This window comes from Bacillus sp. SA1-12, from assembly GCF_000981385.1.
GTDB lineage: Bacteria > Bacillota > Bacilli > Bacillales > Bacillaceae > Metabacillus.
This window is the reverse complement of the sequence record NZ_LATZ01000128.1, coordinates 218527-235840: the sequence shown is the minus strand read 5'-3', so window position 1 is coordinate 235840 and position 17314 is coordinate 218527. Positions and strand designations below refer to the sequence as shown.

Below are 17314 nucleotides of genomic sequence, written 5' to 3'. Positions count from 1 at the left end.
TTAGCTATTTCGAAAAGACTACTATAAAGTCTCTTGCTGTTAGGAGGAATGCAAGTGAGCCTGTTAATCTTCATCTGCTTCATTTTAGCGGCCATTATTTGCTGGTTTACGATTGATTATCGTTTAGGAAGAAAGGATCATCTTTCCAAATCAAAACATACCCAGTATTCCCCTAAGAAAAGTAATATTGAACTTTTTACAGATGGTGAAAGTCTCTATAACGACTTATTTAATGAAATAAGAAACAGCCAACATAGCATTCATGTATTATTTTATATTATTAAGAATGACGAAATCAGTCAGGAGTTTCTATCCTTATTAAGCGAAAAGGCCAGCAAAGGGATTAAAGTACGTCTTTTGCTTGATTATGTAGGAAGTCTTACGCTAAAAAAACAAAAAGTCAATGAACTAAAGGCTAATGGCGTCATGTTTGCCTACACACATAAACCTAAGCTTCCGTACCTTTTTTATACATTCCAGGCGAGAAATCACCGAAAAATTACTGTCATCGATGGGAAGGTCTCCTATTTAGGCGGTTTTAATATCGCAAGGGAATATATCGGCAAAGATTCTAAGTTTGGTTTCTGGAGGGATTATCACTTAAAAATTACTGGTAGAGGTGTAACGGATTTACAGGAGCAGTTTTTAAAAGATTGGTATGAAGCAACAGAAGATAATCTTCTAAAGGATCAGCAATATTTTCTTGATCAGCCTTCTGGAAATATCACCCATAAATTCATTTCAACATATGGAGAAAACTTAACTAAGCATTTTATTACGTTTATAAATGATGCAAAAAAGGAAATTATTATTTGTTCCCCTTACTTTATTCCGGGGAAGGAAATCTTTGATGAGCTGCTTGCTGCGTTAGCAAGAGGAATTAAAGTAAGGGTTATGGTGCCGATGAAGCAGGATCATCCATTAGTAATGGAGGCCTCTTTCCCGTACTTTGATAAGCTTCTTTTAGCTGGCTGTGAGATTTATCGGTATTACCATGGCTTTTACCACTCGAAAGTGATTGTGATTGATGATCATCTTTGTGATATTGGAACAGCTAATTTTGATAAACGAAGCCTGTACTTAAATGATGAGATGAACTGCTTGATTTATGATAAAGAGTTTATCCAGGGCGTAAAAGAACAAATTTATGAGGATTTTCATCGTTCAGAACAATTAACCTATTCGGCCTATCAAAAACGGCCGTTTATACAACGAGGCAAGGAAGCTTTTGCGACCCTTGTTTCGCATTTTTTATAAAGGGAATGGTGTCTTGTTGCCTTTTAACTCTGGTTGCAAGACACTAAATGCTTGGAGTTTGAAAATTGTCTGATGATCTTGCTGCAGGTACTTTTCAGGGGTGCTCCAGGAGTCTCCTCCTGAGGATATTCCCTGCCTCCCGCAGGAGTCTTTCGCTCCAATCAACATAGTGCTTAAATCATCAATGAGCTTTACATAGCAAAAACACTTTTTATACATAGTTTCGGTATCTACAGGAAGTCCCTTACTTACACCGCCTTGCACTGCAAATCTAACCATTTATAAATTCAAGGTAAAACACCTTCTATATAATGAATCAGGGCAAAGCAGGTCGCTTCCAAATTCTAGAGAGGAGGTATTGGATGATTATACGGTTTGGATATGTATCACATGCTCTTTCTCTTTGGGATTGCTCCCCGGCAAAAGCCTTAACATTTACAAGATGGAAGAAGCTTACTGAATCCGAAAGGAAAGAACAACTCCTTTATGTGACAAAGCAAAACCTTGAGCACACATTAAGGATGATTCACTACAATATTGCCCAAGAAATATCTTTATATCGGTTTTCTTCGTCAATTGTTCCGCTAGCTACTCATCCTGAGGTGCTGTGGGATTACAAAACACCTTTTAAGGATGTATTTAGAGAAATTGGTGAGCTTGTCAAAAAGCATAAGCTTCGGACAAGCTTCCATCCAAATCAATTTACACTGTTTACGAGTGATAAGCCGCATATTACCGACAATGCCGTGACCGATATGACTTACCATTATGACATGCTGGACGCCATGGGTATCGCTGAGGAAGCAATTATTAACATCCATGTTGGCGGTGCTTACGGCAACAAACAAACAGCGACCGAGCGATTTCATGCTAATATTAAAAAGCTCCCTGCAACACTCAAAAACAGAATGACCATTGAAAATGATGATAAAACCTACACTGTATCAGAAACACTAGCGATATGCAAAAAAGAACGAATTCCCTTGCTATTTGATTATCATCATTTTATGGCAAATCATACAGAAGATGAGGTTGTGGAGAATCTGCTGCCAGAAATCTTTCATACTTGGAACTGGGTTGGTCTTAAGCCGAAAGTTCATGTTTCCTCACCTAAATCGGATAAGGAATTTCGAAGTCATGCTGATTATGTCGACCCTGATTTTTTATTGCCTTTCATCAAGGTACTGAAGGAATTAAATGTGGATGTTGATATTATGATTGAGGCAAAACAAAAGGATAAAGCTGCGCTGAAGCTCTGCGAGGATCTATCAAGAATAAGAGGAGCAAAACGAATTGGCGGTGCTGCAATTCAGTATTGATATCAACATTTTTCTTTATTAAAAAAAAACGGCTGACCGCTAAACAACGTCAGCCTATGAGTTTTTCTTTGCAGTAGGACCGCAAACAATCAATTCCGGATTATAGAGGACTCGCTCCTTTGATGATATGCCCGCATTTATTTCTTCTATCAGCACATCAACAATTTTCTTTTCTACTTAAATTAGCTGTTTCTCCCCGTTAAGATGGTACAAAAGCAGGCATAGTCAAAACTCGATATTTTCTTATTCTATTGTTACCGGTTTATCATCCTGTAATTTTACTAGTTTACGAGTTTCAAACGATTTTTTACAGGCATAACCCAATCTTGTTGATTCCACCCCGTCTTGGACTGTAACCGCCGGCTTTCGTCCTTCTAAAATACAATTAATAAACTCTTCCACTTCACTTAAATAAGCTTGCTCAAAACGCTCTAGGAAGCCATCATAACATTCCTTAACTGCGCCATTTTCCTGAAGCAGAACAATTTGATTGCGTTCAGGCAATGTACCAATTCGAATGCTGCCCTTTGTACCGATTATTTCCGTTTCAATATGATAGCCATGGGCGCAATTTCGTCCGGCGACAAAAATGCCTATTCCATTATTTTCAAACCGAACCATTGCAGCACCTGTTTCAGCATCTTGAATTTCTTCAAATTCCGGTCGAGCATAGCCTCCGCCAATTGCCCAAACCTCCTGTGCCTCTGTTCCCATATACCATCTTGCTAAATCCAAGTCATGAATCGACATATCTAAGAAAAGTCCACCGCTGTAATTCGCACGCGCAAATTTCAAGAAGTTGTCCATCTGACTAGCCGGGTCCAAACCATAGCAGCGAATTAAGATCGGATCACCAATGTCCCCTTTTTCAATTTTTTGCTTCGCAGCGGCATAAGACCGGTCATATCTGCGCATAAACCCCAGCATAAACACCTTATCTTGATGTGCTTCAACCGCTTTTTCAACTTGTAATGCTTCCTCAAGATAAAGTCCAAGCGGTTTTTCGCTAAAGACATGGAAACCTGCATCAAGCGCTTTGATGATTTGCTCGCAATGAAAACCTGAAGGTGATGCAATAAAAATCGCATCTAATTCCTGGTTTGTAAGCATTTCGTCATAATTCGTATAGCTATATGGGATTCCCCATTTTTCTTGAACCTCTTTTATTTCATCCTCAATCACACTGCATACTGCCGTAAGCTCGCAGTTCGGAATTCGAAAAGCAAGATTTTCCGCATGCTGACGTCCTAATCGGCCAAGACCGACAATCCCTACTTTTACCTTTTTTATCATTATAAACACCTACCATTTTCGTTTTGTTCACGTTTTAATTAAGCACTTACCTTAAAATGTTAACGTTTGCATTTTGCCGGATTTGCTATTAACAGCTTTTCGACACCATCAGCTAAATTTCCTCCTACCAGGGCAACTAAAGCCAGTATTGCTTAACATAGCAAAGAAATCTTGAATGTAACGCCCCCTGTCAGACTTCTCTCGCCAAGAAAGTAGCCGTCAGAACTGTCCAACTCCGTCCTCCATTGTTTTATTCCAGGAAAACCACATAGCGCTTAACTAGTTTTAGTAGAAACGTTTCACATTTGCTTAGACAGGTACAAAAAGGCTGACTCAACTAAAGGTCATGGCCCCCAAACACGTTATGAGGAACGAAAACTAGAAGACAGTTCCATCATATGGTGCGAAGGGGTCGGACCCAATTGAGTCAGCCTCTTTTCCACTTACATTTTTTCAGGTGCCGAAACCCCAATCAATGTAAGAGCATTTTGCAATGTAATTTGTGTTGCTTTCATTAAACCGAGTCTTGCACGGCTTTTTTCTGTGTTTTCTGGATCCAATACCTTTTCAGCATTGTAAAAGCTGTGTAGAGCTGATGCAACATCATAAATATAATTTGTGATACGGTGCGGGATCCTCTTTTGTGCTGCTTCTGCCACGGCTTGAGGAAATTCTCCAAGTTTTTTCAATAAATCAAATTCCTTTTCAGAAGTAATCTCATCAAGCTTTAAGTTATCTTCATAAGTTAAGCCCTGCTCATCTCCTTGGCGAAGCATGCTGCAAATCCGTGCATGGGCATATTGTGCATAGTAAACAGGGTTCTCATTTGATTTTGAAACAGCAAGATCAAGGTCAAAATCCATATGAGTATCCGCGCTTCTCATCGCAAAGAAGTAACGTACGGCATCAAGACCAACTTCTTCGATTAAATCTCTCATTGTGACTGCTTTACCAGTACGCTTACTCATTTTCATCTTTTCACCGTTTTTGTATAGGTGAACAAGCTGAATGATCTCCACTTCAAGTGTTTCCTTGCTGTAGCCAAGCGCTTCAATCGCTGCCTTCATCCGCGGGATATAGCCGTGATGGTCTGCTCCCCATACATTGATCAGCTTTGTGAAGCCGCGGTCAAGCTTGTCCTTGTGATACGCAATATCTGGTGTTAGATACGTATAAGAACCGTCATTTTTAATTAAAACACGGTCTTTGTCATCGCCAAATGTTGTGGAACGGAACCATGTAGCCCCTTCTTCTTCATAAATATGGCCTTTTTCTCTTAATGCTGCAAGTGCCTCATCAATTTTTCCATTATGATAGAGCGACGTTTCTGAATACCATACATCAAATGCTACACGGAATTCTTCTAAATCGACTCTTAGTTTATCCATCTCATATTTAAGACCGTATTCTCTAAAAAAGCCTAAACGCTCATCACTGTCTTCGTGAACAAATCGGTCGTCAAATTCCTCGGCAAGCTTTTTACCGATTCCGACAATGTCCTCGCCATGGTAGCCATCCTCGGGCATCTCAGCATCCTTGCCTAATGCTTGCATGTAACGGGCTTCAACAGAGCGAGCCAAATTGTTAATTTGGTTCCCTGCATCATTGATGTAGTATTCGCGTGATACATCATAGCCTGCTTTCGCTAGCACATTGCATAAGGAATCCCCTACTGCCGCGCCGCGTGCATGGCCTAAGTGCAGATCCCCAGTTGGGTTTGCTGAAACAAACTCAACTTGAACCCTTTCATTGTTCCCGATATTTGTTTCACCATAGCTCTCGCCTGATTGTAAAATAGTTGAGATTAAATCAGTTAAATAGCTATTGTTCATATGAAAATTAATAAAGCCAGGGCCGGCGATTTCAATTTTATCAATTGACCCCTTTTCTTTATCAAAATTCGCAACGATGTCTTCTGCGATCATGCGAGGTGCCTTTTTTGCCACACGCGCTAACTGCATCGCCATATTGGTTGAATAATCACCATGTGCTTTTTCTTTTGGGATTTCTAAAAGAACGTCAGGAACTTGCGCTGCTTCAGCAAGTCCTGCTTTAATGACTGAAGCCTTGATCTCTTCCTTTAAACGTTCTTTGACTTGTTCTACAATATTCATGATTGTTCCTCCTTGTATGTCAGCATTAGTGTATGTACATGTTTTTCCTTCTCATCTATTTGCAAATCATATAAAATCACTAGCTTGCCTTCCAATCCATCGGATTCGATCGACAGAGATTTTGTTTTTGTTTCAAGCTGCAACTTTCCAAAAGGAGTCGAGTAATCAGTTATGGTTGGCTTCCCTTGTATAAAACGCTGTTTCATCGTCACCGCACCAGACCTCATTACTGTGACTTCACCTTGCACCATTTTAACCGTCGTCTTTACAAAACCAAGCTCATGCTCTTCATCATACCTTAAATAAGTGGTCTTCCCTTTGAGGACAATTTCCCCTTTGGTACGGATTTCAATTGTATCTTTTTCTTTGTCGTTCTCATTGTGGATCTCCGACAAAACATGGATTTGAACAGGTGTGCTTTCTGACATGCAGACACTCCCTTTCCATCATTCTTCTATAACTTTACTATTGTAAAGAACCATTTGCAACAAAGCAAGTGGGAAATGAGAAAAGCGGAAGCGCCTTGCTCAGCTCCGACAAGCATAAGACGCTCCGGAATAGAAGACGCTCTTTGTCTTCAATTCCGGAGTGACTTATGCTCGAGGGGCTAGGCGCTGGAGCCAGACACCAAAACTAAGTACAAATTCGATCTTTCTTATGTTTCAACAAAAGCTCAATCTCATTGCTATCAGCTATTAGCAAATAAGACCCTCCGAATTAGAGGGTCCTTCAATTTAGGATTGGCTAAACTTTCAGAAGCAGTTATTAAAAAGATGTACAAAAAGTTATTATTCTTTCTTTACGCTTAAACAAAAAAAGGAAACAGCAACTAGTAATTCTAGTCCCGTTTCCTTTTCTCTTTGTACCAAAAAGATTTCATATCATGATTATTTTGCAACTTTTAATCAGAATTTTGCAACTCTAAGCGCTATTTTTGCAGCTTTTGACAAGATTCTAGCAACTTTCTGTTATAATCTTGCAACTTGGTCATTTATTCTAGCATTCGACAAATTTCGAACTTCTTATTTTCCGATAAACTGCTGAGTCCAGTAATTCCCTTCAGCTACATAGCCGACACCAATATGAGTGTAGTTTGAGCTTAAAATATTTTTACGGTGACCTTCACTATTCATCCAAGCATTGACAACCTCTTGAGGAGTTCGCTGTCCTTTTGCGATGTTCTCACCAGCCGCTTTATATGTGATGCCAAATTTCTTCATCATATCAAACGGTGAGCCATACGTAGGGCTTGTATGAGAGAAATAGTTATTTCTTTGCATGTCCGCTGATTTTTCACGTGCTACCTTGCTTAATTCAAGATCGACTTTAAGTGCAGGAAGTCCTTGTTTAGCACGTTCTTGGTTTGTTAAATCAACTACTTGTTGTTCATATTCACTTAATTGATATGAAGCTTGCTCTGCTGGTTTTTGCTCTGTTTGAGTTGGAGCTGGCTGCTGTTCAGCAGGCTGCGCAGCTTCTTGTTGTTCAGGTGCTGGCTGAGCAGCTGTGTTCGCTTCTTCTTTAGGCTGTTCTGTTTCTGCAGGTTGTTCTGTTGGTTGTTCAATTTGATATTTTTTTAATAGATTATTAATATATTCATCTACTTGATCAAGATTTATATTACCTGCTTGATAATAGTAAACTTTAGATTCCGTATTAACAGAGTTAGAAGCTGCATCCGCTTTATTTGCGATTGGGTTTGCCATTAATAAAGCTGCACCCGCTACGACTGATAAAATCATTTTTTTCTTCACTTTCTTCATCCTCCCTATCATCACTTGCTTTCTACGGAACTATCTTAACATGTGTTTTTTTGTAATATTTGAGGAAGGATTTTACAAGATGTTTAACGGACATTGAACACTATTCGCAGAATTTATTTATTTAATAGAATTGAACGGGGGTTTCATAGAGTGAGGAGGTGTTATTCACCGATCTAAAAAATACCATTTGCTGGATTTTAAACCAATTTTTTATTAGCATTTTCCTATTGACGCCTTTTGAAATCCCTTTTAGTTATTACAGATATAACGTTAGGATTACAAATTTTAAGATTATTTCTTCCATTTTTATCTTATACATAATGAAAAAGAAGTGCTGCAAGCAACACTTCTCTTTTGGTTATCTATAAGAGCTTATCCCTTCTTTTGAACCCAGCCTAAAATCATTTCGCGAATAATTTTGCTTGCTGTATTCGCTGTTTGCTCCGAATTGTCGTAGATAGGGGCTACTTCAACTAAATCAGACCCTACCACACGCACATCAGATTTTGCAATTTCATGAATCGCTGCTAACAGCTCTTTTGATGTAATTCCGCCTGCATCCACTGTGCCCGTGCCTGGCGCATGGGCAGGGTCAAGAACATCAATATCAATTGTAACGTAAACCGGACGGCCGGCAAGCTTTGGCAGCACTTCTTTTAATGGCTCAAGCACCTCAAATTTAGAGATGTGCATGCCCACCTCTTTTGCCCATTTAAACTCTTCCTTCATTCCAGAACGAATTCCAAATGAATATACATTCGTCGGCCCAATATGATCAGCGATTTTTTTAATTGGTGTTGAATGTGAAAGCGGCTCACCTTCATAATCATCACGCAAATCTGTATGGGCATCCATATGGATAATAGCCAGATCCGGATACTTTTTGTACATTGCTTTCATCACTGGCCATGAAACTAGATGCTCCCCGCCCATCCCTAATGGGTATTTTCCTTCTGCGAGCAATTGGTCAATATAATCTTCAATCATATCAATGCTTCGCTGCGGGTTGCCAAATGGCAGTGGAATATCACCTGCATCGTAATATTTCACTTCCTCCAGTTCGCGGTCCAAATAAGGGCTATATTCTTCAAGGCCGATTGACACTTCGCGAATGCGCGCCGGGCCAAAACGTGAGCCTGGTCTGTAGCTAACTGTCCAGTCCATCGGCATACCGTAAATAACCGCTTCGCTCTCTTCATAATTCGGGTGGCTTTTGATAAATACATTGCCTGAATAAGCTTCATCAAATCTCATGTTCTTTTCCTCCTTAAAAAAGTGAGAGAAAGATTCCCTCACTTTACTAAGATTTATTGTCTAGCGACGCCTAGCGGAGCTAGGAGCAGCAACTAGATTGGAGTGCTCTTTTTTCTACGTCGCTCTGGCAAGGCGCTTCCGCTTTTCTTATTATTTAATTAGATCGCTAACAAACTTCGGTAAGACAAAGCAAGCTTTGTGTAATTCTTTTGTGTAATATTTTGTTTCAATTTCGTGGAAGCGGTCTTCGCTTACTTCAAGCGGATCATGTTTTTTTGAACCGATTGTGAATGTCCATAAACCGCTTGGGTATGTTGGAATGTTCGCTGTGTAAAGGCGTGTAATTGGGAAGATTTCCTTTACATCACGCTGAACATTTGTGATCAATTCCGGTGTAAACCATGGATTATCCGTTTGCGCAACGAAAATACCGTCTTCTTTAAGTGCTTTTGAAATTCCTGCATAGAAGCCTTTAGTAAATAGGTTTACAGCCGGTCCAACTGGTTCTGTGGAATCAACCATAATAACATCATATTCGTTTTCGCTTTCTGCTATATGCATGAAGCCGTCCCCTACCTTTACATCAACACGCGGGTCATCAAGCTTACCAGCAATTTCAGGCAGGAATTTTTTTGAATACTCGATTACCTTGCCATCGATATCAACAAGCGTTGCTTTTTTCACTTGAGGGTGCTTAAGGACTTCACGGATTACACCGCCATCTCCACCACCGACAACAAGCACATTTTCTGGGTTCGGGTGTGTAAACAAAGGTACATGTGCAACCATTTCATGATAAACAAATTCGTCCTTTTGAGATGTCATGACCATGCCATCAAGGAAAAGCATATTGCCGAACTCTTCAGTCTCAACCATTTCTAAGTATTGAAAGTCAGTTTGCTCTGTATGTAACGTCTGTTTAATTTTTAATGTGATTCCAAAATTCTTTGTTTGCTTTTCTGTATACCATAATTCACTCATGTTTTTACCATCCTTTCAGCCTTAAGCTCTACTATATTTTAACCGGGAGACGGTCAGACCATCCCGAAATTTTTTGTATGTTAGGAAAATCTCAACTATAGATAAGCGCTCACGAATCAGCAATATAAATTGAAGGAAAAGAACGCCTTCTTTAAATCGTCTTATTTGCCCTAGGCTACTCAAGGCGCTTCCGCATTTGAACTTATCCTTTTAAAACTATAGATGAATCTAGCAAAAAATCAAGAAAAAAATCATGACTTTTTCGCAAAATGTTTAAAAATCTTTAAAAAAACTAATAATGGCTAATAGTATCTATGTCTGGGTAAACAAAATCGATCGGAGGTGAATAGAGATGGATGTAATCACACCTAAAAGAATCAGAATTACCTTAAAAACGATACGAGCACTTATTTTTATTAGTTTGCTATTATTAGTCTTTTTTTCGACCATCATTTTAAGTATTGTTTTATATGCAAAATGGCAAGGACCTCCTTCCATAACAGTACCACAATCAACCATTATTTATGCAAGTGACGGGTCAAAGATTGGGGAAATGCATAATGGACAAAAAAGGTATTGGGTAAATCTTGATGATATTTCAGAGCATGTCTTGCAAGCGACGATTGCGATTGAAGATCGCAGCTTTTATGATCATAACGGGTTTGATTATAAACGGATTGCCGGGGCTGCCCTGGCAGATTTAAAAGCGATGGCCAAGGTCCAGGGTGCTAGTACAATTACACAGCAATATGCCCGAAATCTCTTTTTAGAGCATGAAAAAACCTGGATAAGAAAAGCTCGGGAAGCTTTTTATACAATACGCCTTGAACAAAATTACACGAAAGACGAGATTTTAGAAGGTTATTTAAATACGATTTATTACGGTCATGGGTTATACGGGATCGAGGCAGCAGCAAAATACTATTTTGGGAAAAATGCCAGCGAATTATCATTAGCAGAGGCTGCTATGCTGGCAGGTGTTCCAAAGGGTCCAAGCATTTATTCTCCTTATTCGAACGAAGAAAGAGCAAAGGAACGCCAAACGATGATCTTGAAAACGATGGAAAAAGAGGAGTATATCACAGAAAAGCAGCTGAAACAGGCCTTACAGGAAAAGCTTACTTATAAAACAAAAGAAGAAAATGTTCAAAAGGGAATCGCCCCGTATTTTCAAGATGCTGTCATGAGCTCATTGGCAGATAAATTAAATATAGATGCACAACTTATTGAAACAAAAGGATTGAAAATTTATACAACCTTAGATCCTGAAATGCAAAAAACGGCTGAGGATATTGTGAAAAATTCGATCGAAAAGAAATCAGAGATTCAAGCCGCTTTTATCGCGATTGATCCAAAAACGGGTTATGTAAAAGCATTAATTGGCGGACGCGATTACGAAATGAGTCCGTTCAACCGTGCAACACAAGCAAAAAGGCAGCCGGGTTCGACGATTAAGCCGCTATTATATTATACAGCAGTTGAAAATGGGTTTTCGCCCTCTACAGAAATGATGAGCGAGCCTACGACTTTTTCTTATGATGACGGCAATGCTACCTATAAACCAAGCAACTATAATGGTTATTATGCCAATGACTTTATTACGATGCTTCAGGCCATTGCATTATCCGACAATATTTTTGCCGTGAAAACTCATCTTTTCCTTGGGATGGAGAAGTTAATCCAGTCTGGGGAAATGTTTGGCCTTACTTCTAAAATAAAAAAGGTTCCATCTGCAGCATTAGGAACATCCTCTGTACGTTTAGTTGAAATGGTTAATGCTTATGGAATGCTTGGAAATGGCGGAAAAAAAATTGAGCCTACCTTTATCACAAAGGTAGAGGATGCGAATGGTGAAGTCATTTATAAAGCTGATAAGACAAAAGAACAGATTCTGAATGAGCAGGCAGCCTTTGTGACCACACATATGATGAAAGGAATGTTCGACACAGCCTTAAATGATTATACTTCTGTTACAGGGCAAAGCATTGCAGATGTTTTAACAAGAGATTATGCAGGCAAATCCGGGACAACGTCTACGGATAGCTGGATGATTGGTTATTCTCCGCAGCTGGCAGCAGGAGTATGGACAGGATATGACAAGGATGAAACCATTGATCTAGTTCAAGAGCGCAGCTATGCAAAAACCATTTGGGCTAAATTCATGGAACAGGCGTTGGAAAACGAATCGGTCAGAGCATTCAGACCGCCTGATGGTGTTGTTGGAGTCTATATAAATCCTGCCAGCGGTAAGCTTGCCACAAAGGATTGCCCAGTTCGGAGACTCACCTATTTTATTGAAGGCACCGAGCCTACGGAATATTGCAAAGAGCATCAAACAGAAAACAAGGAAGAAAAAAACCAAGGTCATTCGAAAAAAGAAAAGGACAGCTGGTTTGAGAGGATGTTTAAATGGTGGTAGAGGAAAAGCGGATGCACCCTTGATTAGCCCAGGGCAAATAAGACGATTTAGAATTGAAATAAGTAAAAATTCTAAACTCAACTATTAAAATAGACATAAAAAACCCCGAACTGCTTAAGGTTCGGGATTTTTTATGTCCTAGTTTTATAACTGTATTTTTAGTCTACTAATTTTGAGGAAGAACCACAAGAATTTACCAATTTGTTCACGAAACTGTCACACTTTCGACAAAATTCCTATGTGTTTAAATCATCTTTTAATTTTTGCTCGGAGAGGTCCCACATCTTATGATCATGCTTTTTTAAGTAACCAGCAAGGATTTCCTTTGAGCGGTCATCCATATGTTCAACAATGATATGGCGTTTTAACGATTTATCCATCCGGTTCACATGTTCAGGAAGCGATTTATATCCTCTTCTTATTTCACGGTTAACCGTCATTTCGCAAGCAGTGACCCCTGCATAATACGGTCCGTCTAACTTGCGGTCAATCGTTACCCATACTAGCCAATACGGCTTTCCATTAGGGACTTCCTCTTTATTCGGAAGGAATTTTATCCCCTTTTCTACAACACTTCTAGCATGCATGGCTCCGATATCAACAAAGGCTTCGCCTTCTTCAATATCAATAAACACTGGGGATACATTATCAAGACTTAATGCACCGACACCAAAACCTCCATGTCCGTCTGTAGGGTCATTTTTAATAATATTAAAACCAATACTTTTTTTCTTTTTGTTTTCTTCCATTTTTGTACCTCCTTCATCATCTCTTCCTATAATATTGGACTTAACAGAAAATGAAACATATTCATCACAGCTGTTCGGCCAACATCAAAAATCGGGTGAATGATGTATGCATCAAGCGGTGTAATGACAAGTATTAAAAAAATGATTATGCCATAGCTTTCATATTGAGTCATCTTTGCACGAATATTTGCCGGGACAAGATCCTCAATGATTCGATAGCCATCCAATGGCGGAAATGGAAGCAGATTAAAAATAAACAGCATCACATTAAGCGAAACAAATATATTGAAGAAAGCCTGAACCCCTTCTACATTCGGCAGTGCTGTTGTTGCTCCTGTTGCCAAAAGGATGTACCAAATACATGTTCCAAGAAAAGCAATCACCAAATTGCTTAGCGGACCGGCAACCGAGACAAGAACACCAGCCAGGCGCGGCCTTTTAAAAAAGTAGCGATTCACAGGAACAGGTCTCGCCCAGCCAAAGCCTGCAATAAAGATAAGAAGCGTTCCAAATGGATCTAAATGGGCTATCGGATTGAGCGTTAATCTGCCCTGTCTCTTTGCCGTTGGATCGCCAAATTTATAAGCCACATAGGCATGAGCAAATTCATGGAACGTAAATGCAACCATGAGGGTAATGACAACATATGGAATCATCTCGAGCGGAAATGCCAGTATACTATTTAAATTGTCCATCTCTCTCTCCTTTAGACTTAAAAGTTCAATGTTCAAAAATGAGTACAACCACCCTAACATGTTATACAAACCAACTTGCTTAAAGTATACTATAATTACGGGCTTATTCGCATTCATTTGCTTGTAATAAAGCATAATAAAGCAGTCGGGGTTTGACAGCCCATCAAAAAGGGATAAAGCCCTTTCATACATGCTAAATAAAGGAGAGAGAAACAATGCCATATGTAACTGTGAAAATGCTGGAAGGAAGAACAGATGACCAAAAAAGAGCTCTAGTTGAAAAGGTAACAGCAGCTGTTTCTGAAACAACTGGTGCACCTGCAGAAAAAATCGCCGTTTTTATTGAAGAAATGAAAAAGGAAAATTACGCAGTAGCCGGGAAAAGACTTAGTGATCTCTAGAAAAGCGGAAGCGCCTTGCTAGAGCGACGTAGAAAAAAGAGCACTCCGTATGAGATATAGCAAGACTTCCATCAGCAGATGGTTTTCCTGCTGGTGGATAGCGGAACTTATCGAACCTTTACGGGCAGTTTCAGCCAAAAATTTTTAATAAAGCACTCACCCTCTTTACTGCTCGTTAAGGTGAGGCAAAGGAAACACGAAGAGCGTAAGCGATGTGATGTTGACTTAGCGTATAAAGAGGGGGGAAGTTCATTAGTCGCTAAAAAGTTATAAATTCTTTGCTTTTTAATAACTAAGCACCTAAGATTTAGTCATTTCATCCATTTTAACCAAAACAAAGCTCGCCTCTTACTGTTCGGCGAGCTCTTCTTTTACTAAACCTTTTATTTTATCGATATAGCGATACGCCTCAAGAACCTCTTCTTCCGTATAGCGCTGCTTACTCTTTAGTGTAAAGACTTTTTCTTTTACCTCTTCTTGATTCAGCCCCTCAAAGTATAAAACGGTAGAGACAAGCTCTAAAAACCTTGAGCTTTGATCATTTAGATCGAGAATACAGCCCTTTAGCGGCGGCATGTCCAAATCATAATGACCTAAAAATTCACTGCCTGTTTCGGTTAAAGAGTAGCGATATTGAAAATATCCGCCCTTTTTTTCGTGGATTTCATTTATGAACCCGAGGTTGCAAAGCTCTTCAATCCGAAGTGTCAGCTCCTCTGAGTACGGACCGTAAAAATGGAAATTATATTTTTCATAGAAAGGAAGATCAATCTTTTTCGCAATATAAATCATCTTTTGCAGCTTTTTCCGTCCAATGATTTCTCCAGCTGACGAAATAACTTTCATCAGCTTCGCATGTTCCTTCATCAATGCCCCGTCATCTCCTAACTTTCTTTTTCTCTAATAATCTGCGTTAAAGTTTTAAGTGCTCAAGAATTTTCTTCTTTACCGTTCGTTTCGTTGAAAAATCCTCGACTAAATCCAAAGGAAAATATAATTTATGATCTGTTCTTCTTTTCCCCGAAATGGCATCAACTATTTCTGATTGTCTCGAAAGCTCTTTTATATCTCCGTTAGACATAAGCAGATGGATGGGCAATCGTTCTTCCTCTTCACCTGGCCGATAAAAATCATAGGGAAGATCTGAAGAAGAATCTACGACTAAATAATATTCCGGATCAATGCCTGCTTTCTTAAATAAGGCTGTCAGTTCAATTAATGTCATCATTTGAACATTTGGATTAAATTCAACATATTTAAAAAGCCTGCGATCCATAAACCGTCTGCAGAGGTCACTTAATATCGGATCCTGCTCTTCCTGCCATGCCTGAAAATAATACAAAATGACAGATTCATCTAACTTCAAATAGTCTTCTAATGTGAGTTCGTCTTCGAACATGGAATAAAAATGAATAGGATTATGCTTAAAGGTGTAATATTCCTTATGTAGCTGTTTTGCTCTGTGGAGAATTTTCGTCAAAATCACTTCAGCACTTCTTGTAACAGGGTGAAAATAAACCTGCCAATACATTTGATAGCGGCTCATGATATAATCCTCAACCGCATGCATACCGCTGCTTTTTATAACAACCTGATCCTCACGAGGACGCATCACACGCAAAATCCGTTCCATATCAAAATGTCCGTAGCTCACTCCTGTATAATAAGCATCCCGCTGCAAGTAATCCATACGATCTGCATCAATCTGGCTAGATATTAAACTAATAACCTGCTTATTCTCATATGTTTTTGCAATAACCTCGGCAACCTTCTTCGGAAAATCATCTCCATTTTGTTTTAATACAGCGTTAACCTCAGTATCACCAAGAATGATTGCTTGGGTAAAATCCTCATGATCAAGATGAAACACCTTTTCGAATGAATGGGAGAAAGGACCATGCCCAAGATCATGCAGCAAAGCCGCACAAAGACATAATAGTCTCTCATCGTCATTCCACTCAGGCCGCCCTTTAAACACATCATCCACAATCCTGCGCACAATTTCATATACACCTAATGAGTGATTAAACCGGCTGTGTTCAGCACCATGGAAGGTTAAGTATGTCGTTCCCAGCTGCCGTATTCTTCTCAACCGCTGAAATTCCTTCGTTCCAATTAGATCCCAAATCAATTTATCGCGAACATGAATATAGCGGTGAACAGGATCTTTAAAAACCTTTTCCTCAGACAACTTTCCGTTTTTCATTGTCTTCCCTCTTCCGTTCAGACTTGTCTAGTTAAGAAAGAATAAGATCATTTTGTTCTCTAACTCTGATGCACAGGATGTGCAAATGCAGTCAGGGCGACTATCTTCGCGGTATAGACTGCCAGCGTCATATTTGCCGTAAACTGAGCAAAGCGCTTTTGTATTTCTCATTGATTTTCCGTTTCCTAAACAGACATTCTTTTCTCTATATTGTCTTCTATTATATCGATTTCCAGACGACATTTACAGCAAAAATCTCCTGACTTTCCCAAGACCAAAAGCGTAAGCAACTTGAACAGCCCAGGGCAAATAAGACGATTGCTAGATCCTAGATGGGCTAGGCGCTGGAGCTGATACGTGAGCGCTTATCAATAGTTTAAAGTATTTTATAATTTCTTTAGCAATAAAAAATCACCGCTGTTTAAGAGAACAAGGGTGATGTTATTTTTTTAATTTCTTTTCAATTTTTTCAATCAGCTCGTCTTCAGTCAGCGCTGAAACGGGACGATTATTGACAAATGCAAATGATTTTTTTCTTCCTGGACCACAGTAAGATTGGCAGGCAATATCAATCACAGCTTCTGAATCTACTTTTTTCAAGCGCGGCACTAGTGTTTTTATATTTGTTGCTTGGCAATCATCACAAACTCTAAATTCATTTGCCATCTTCATTTACAACCCTTTCTGCTATCCGATCTTCCGTTTACACTAACAGGTATTTTACCGCTTATCCACCTTCAATGCAAGTGCAGAACAAGCCAGATTCTATTTACAGTATTGGTTTGTTTTTCCTTCTGTTTATTTGCCTATGGCTGATCAAGGCACTTGCGCTTTTGTTATCGTTTACTAGGAAATTAAAAAAT

Annotated in this window: 15 protein-coding genes; 4 read left to right on the top strand and 11 right to left on the bottom strand. The window is 39.3% G+C overall.

Annotated elements, in window-relative coordinates:
* Positions 1-48: 48 nt before the first annotated feature.
* A complete protein-coding gene (gene cls, locus WQ54_RS25255) occupies positions 49-1257 on the top strand; it encodes a cardiolipin synthase (protein WP_084822320.1) in 1209 nt (402 codons plus the stop codon).
* A 362-nt stretch (positions 1258-1619) separates the two neighbouring features.
* A complete protein-coding gene (gene uvsE / locus WQ54_RS25245) occupies positions 1620-2576 on the top strand; it encodes a UV DNA damage repair endonuclease UvsE (RefSeq protein WP_046588493.1) in 957 nt (318 codons plus the stop codon).
* 243 nt (positions 2577-2819) lie between these two features.
* Here the strand turns inward: uvsE and WQ54_RS25240 are convergent, their stop codons facing one another.
* The 6 genes from WQ54_RS25240 to speE all read right to left on the bottom strand — a co-directional run bounded on the left by WQ54_RS25240 (position 2820) and on the right by speE (position 9981).
* Positions 2820-3869 carry a Gfo/Idh/MocA family oxidoreductase gene (locus WQ54_RS25240; protein WP_084822319.1) on the bottom strand — a complete coding sequence of 350 codons (1050 nt, stop codon included), beginning with the start codon at positions 3867-3869 and terminating at the stop codon, positions 2820-2822.
* A 443-nt stretch (positions 3870-4312) separates the two neighbouring features.
* Positions 4313-5983, bottom strand: a complete 1671-nt coding sequence (gene argS / locus WQ54_RS25235) for an arginine--tRNA ligase (protein ID WP_046588491.1) — start codon at positions 5981-5983, stop codon at positions 4313-4315.
* Complete coding sequence (locus WQ54_RS25230) at positions 5980-6411, bottom strand: DUF1934 domain-containing protein (protein WP_046588489.1); 432 nt, start codon at positions 6409-6411, stop codon at positions 5980-5982. Before WQ54_RS25230 ends, argS begins: the two co-directional genes overlap by 4 nt.
* A gap of 594 nt (positions 6412-7005) precedes the next feature.
* Positions 7006-7737, bottom strand: a complete 732-nt coding sequence (locus WQ54_RS25225) for a CAP domain-containing protein (protein WP_046588487.1) — start codon at positions 7735-7737, stop codon at positions 7006-7008.
* Between the two features lie 381 nt (positions 7738-8118).
* A complete protein-coding gene (gene speB / locus WQ54_RS25220; protein ID WP_046588484.1) occupies positions 8119-9000 on the bottom strand; it encodes an agmatinase in 882 nt (293 codons plus the stop codon).
* A 150-nt stretch (positions 9001-9150) separates the two neighbouring features.
* Positions 9151-9981 carry a spermidine synthase gene (gene speE, locus WQ54_RS25215; RefSeq protein ID WP_046588482.1) on the bottom strand — a complete coding sequence of 277 codons (831 nt, stop codon included), beginning with the start codon at positions 9979-9981 and terminating at the stop codon, positions 9151-9153.
* 352 nt (positions 9982-10333) lie between these two features.
* Between speE and WQ54_RS25210 the strand changes: the two genes are divergently transcribed.
* Positions 10334-12400, top strand: a complete 2067-nt coding sequence (locus WQ54_RS25210; protein ID WP_046588480.1) for a transglycosylase domain-containing protein — start codon at positions 10334-10336, stop codon at positions 12398-12400.
* A gap of 236 nt (positions 12401-12636) precedes the next feature.
* On the opposite strand, the gene WQ54_RS25205 is transcribed toward WQ54_RS25210, so the two are convergent.
* A complete protein-coding gene (locus WQ54_RS25205; protein ID WP_046588478.1) occupies positions 12637-13149 on the bottom strand; it encodes a YwhD family protein in 513 nt (170 codons plus the stop codon).
* 26 nt (positions 13150-13175) lie between these two features.
* Complete coding sequence (locus WQ54_RS25200; RefSeq protein ID WP_046588476.1) at positions 13176-13844, bottom strand: site-2 protease family protein; 669 nt, start codon at positions 13842-13844, stop codon at positions 13176-13178.
* 215 nt (positions 13845-14059) lie between these two features.
* On the opposite strand from WQ54_RS25200, the gene WQ54_RS25195 reads away from it, so the two are divergent.
* Positions 14060-14245, top strand: a complete 186-nt coding sequence (locus WQ54_RS25195; RefSeq protein ID WP_046588475.1) for a 2-hydroxymuconate tautomerase — start codon at positions 14060-14062, stop codon at positions 14243-14245.
* A 348-nt stretch (positions 14246-14593) separates the two neighbouring features.
* Here the strand turns inward: WQ54_RS25195 and WQ54_RS25190 are convergent, their stop codons facing one another.
* The 3 genes from WQ54_RS25190 to WQ54_RS25180 all read right to left on the bottom strand — a co-directional run bounded on the left by WQ54_RS25190 (position 14594) and on the right by WQ54_RS25180 (position 17117).
* Positions 14594-15115 (bottom strand): YwgA family protein, encoded by a 522-nt coding sequence (locus tag WQ54_RS25190; RefSeq protein WP_156178140.1) that lies wholly within the window; start codon positions 15113-15115, stop codon positions 14594-14596.
* Positions 15116-15158: 43 nt separating this feature from the next.
* Complete coding sequence (locus tag WQ54_RS25185) at positions 15159-16451, bottom strand: HD domain-containing protein (protein WP_046588470.1); 1293 nt, start codon at positions 16449-16451, stop codon at positions 15159-15161.
* A gap of 441 nt (positions 16452-16892) precedes the next feature.
* The gene (locus tag WQ54_RS25180) at positions 16893-17117 is read right to left on the bottom strand and encodes a DUF1450 domain-containing protein (protein ID WP_046588719.1); all 225 of its coding nucleotides are present in this window, start codon (positions 17115-17117) and stop codon (positions 16893-16895) included.
* Positions 17118-17314 lie beyond the last annotated feature (197 nt).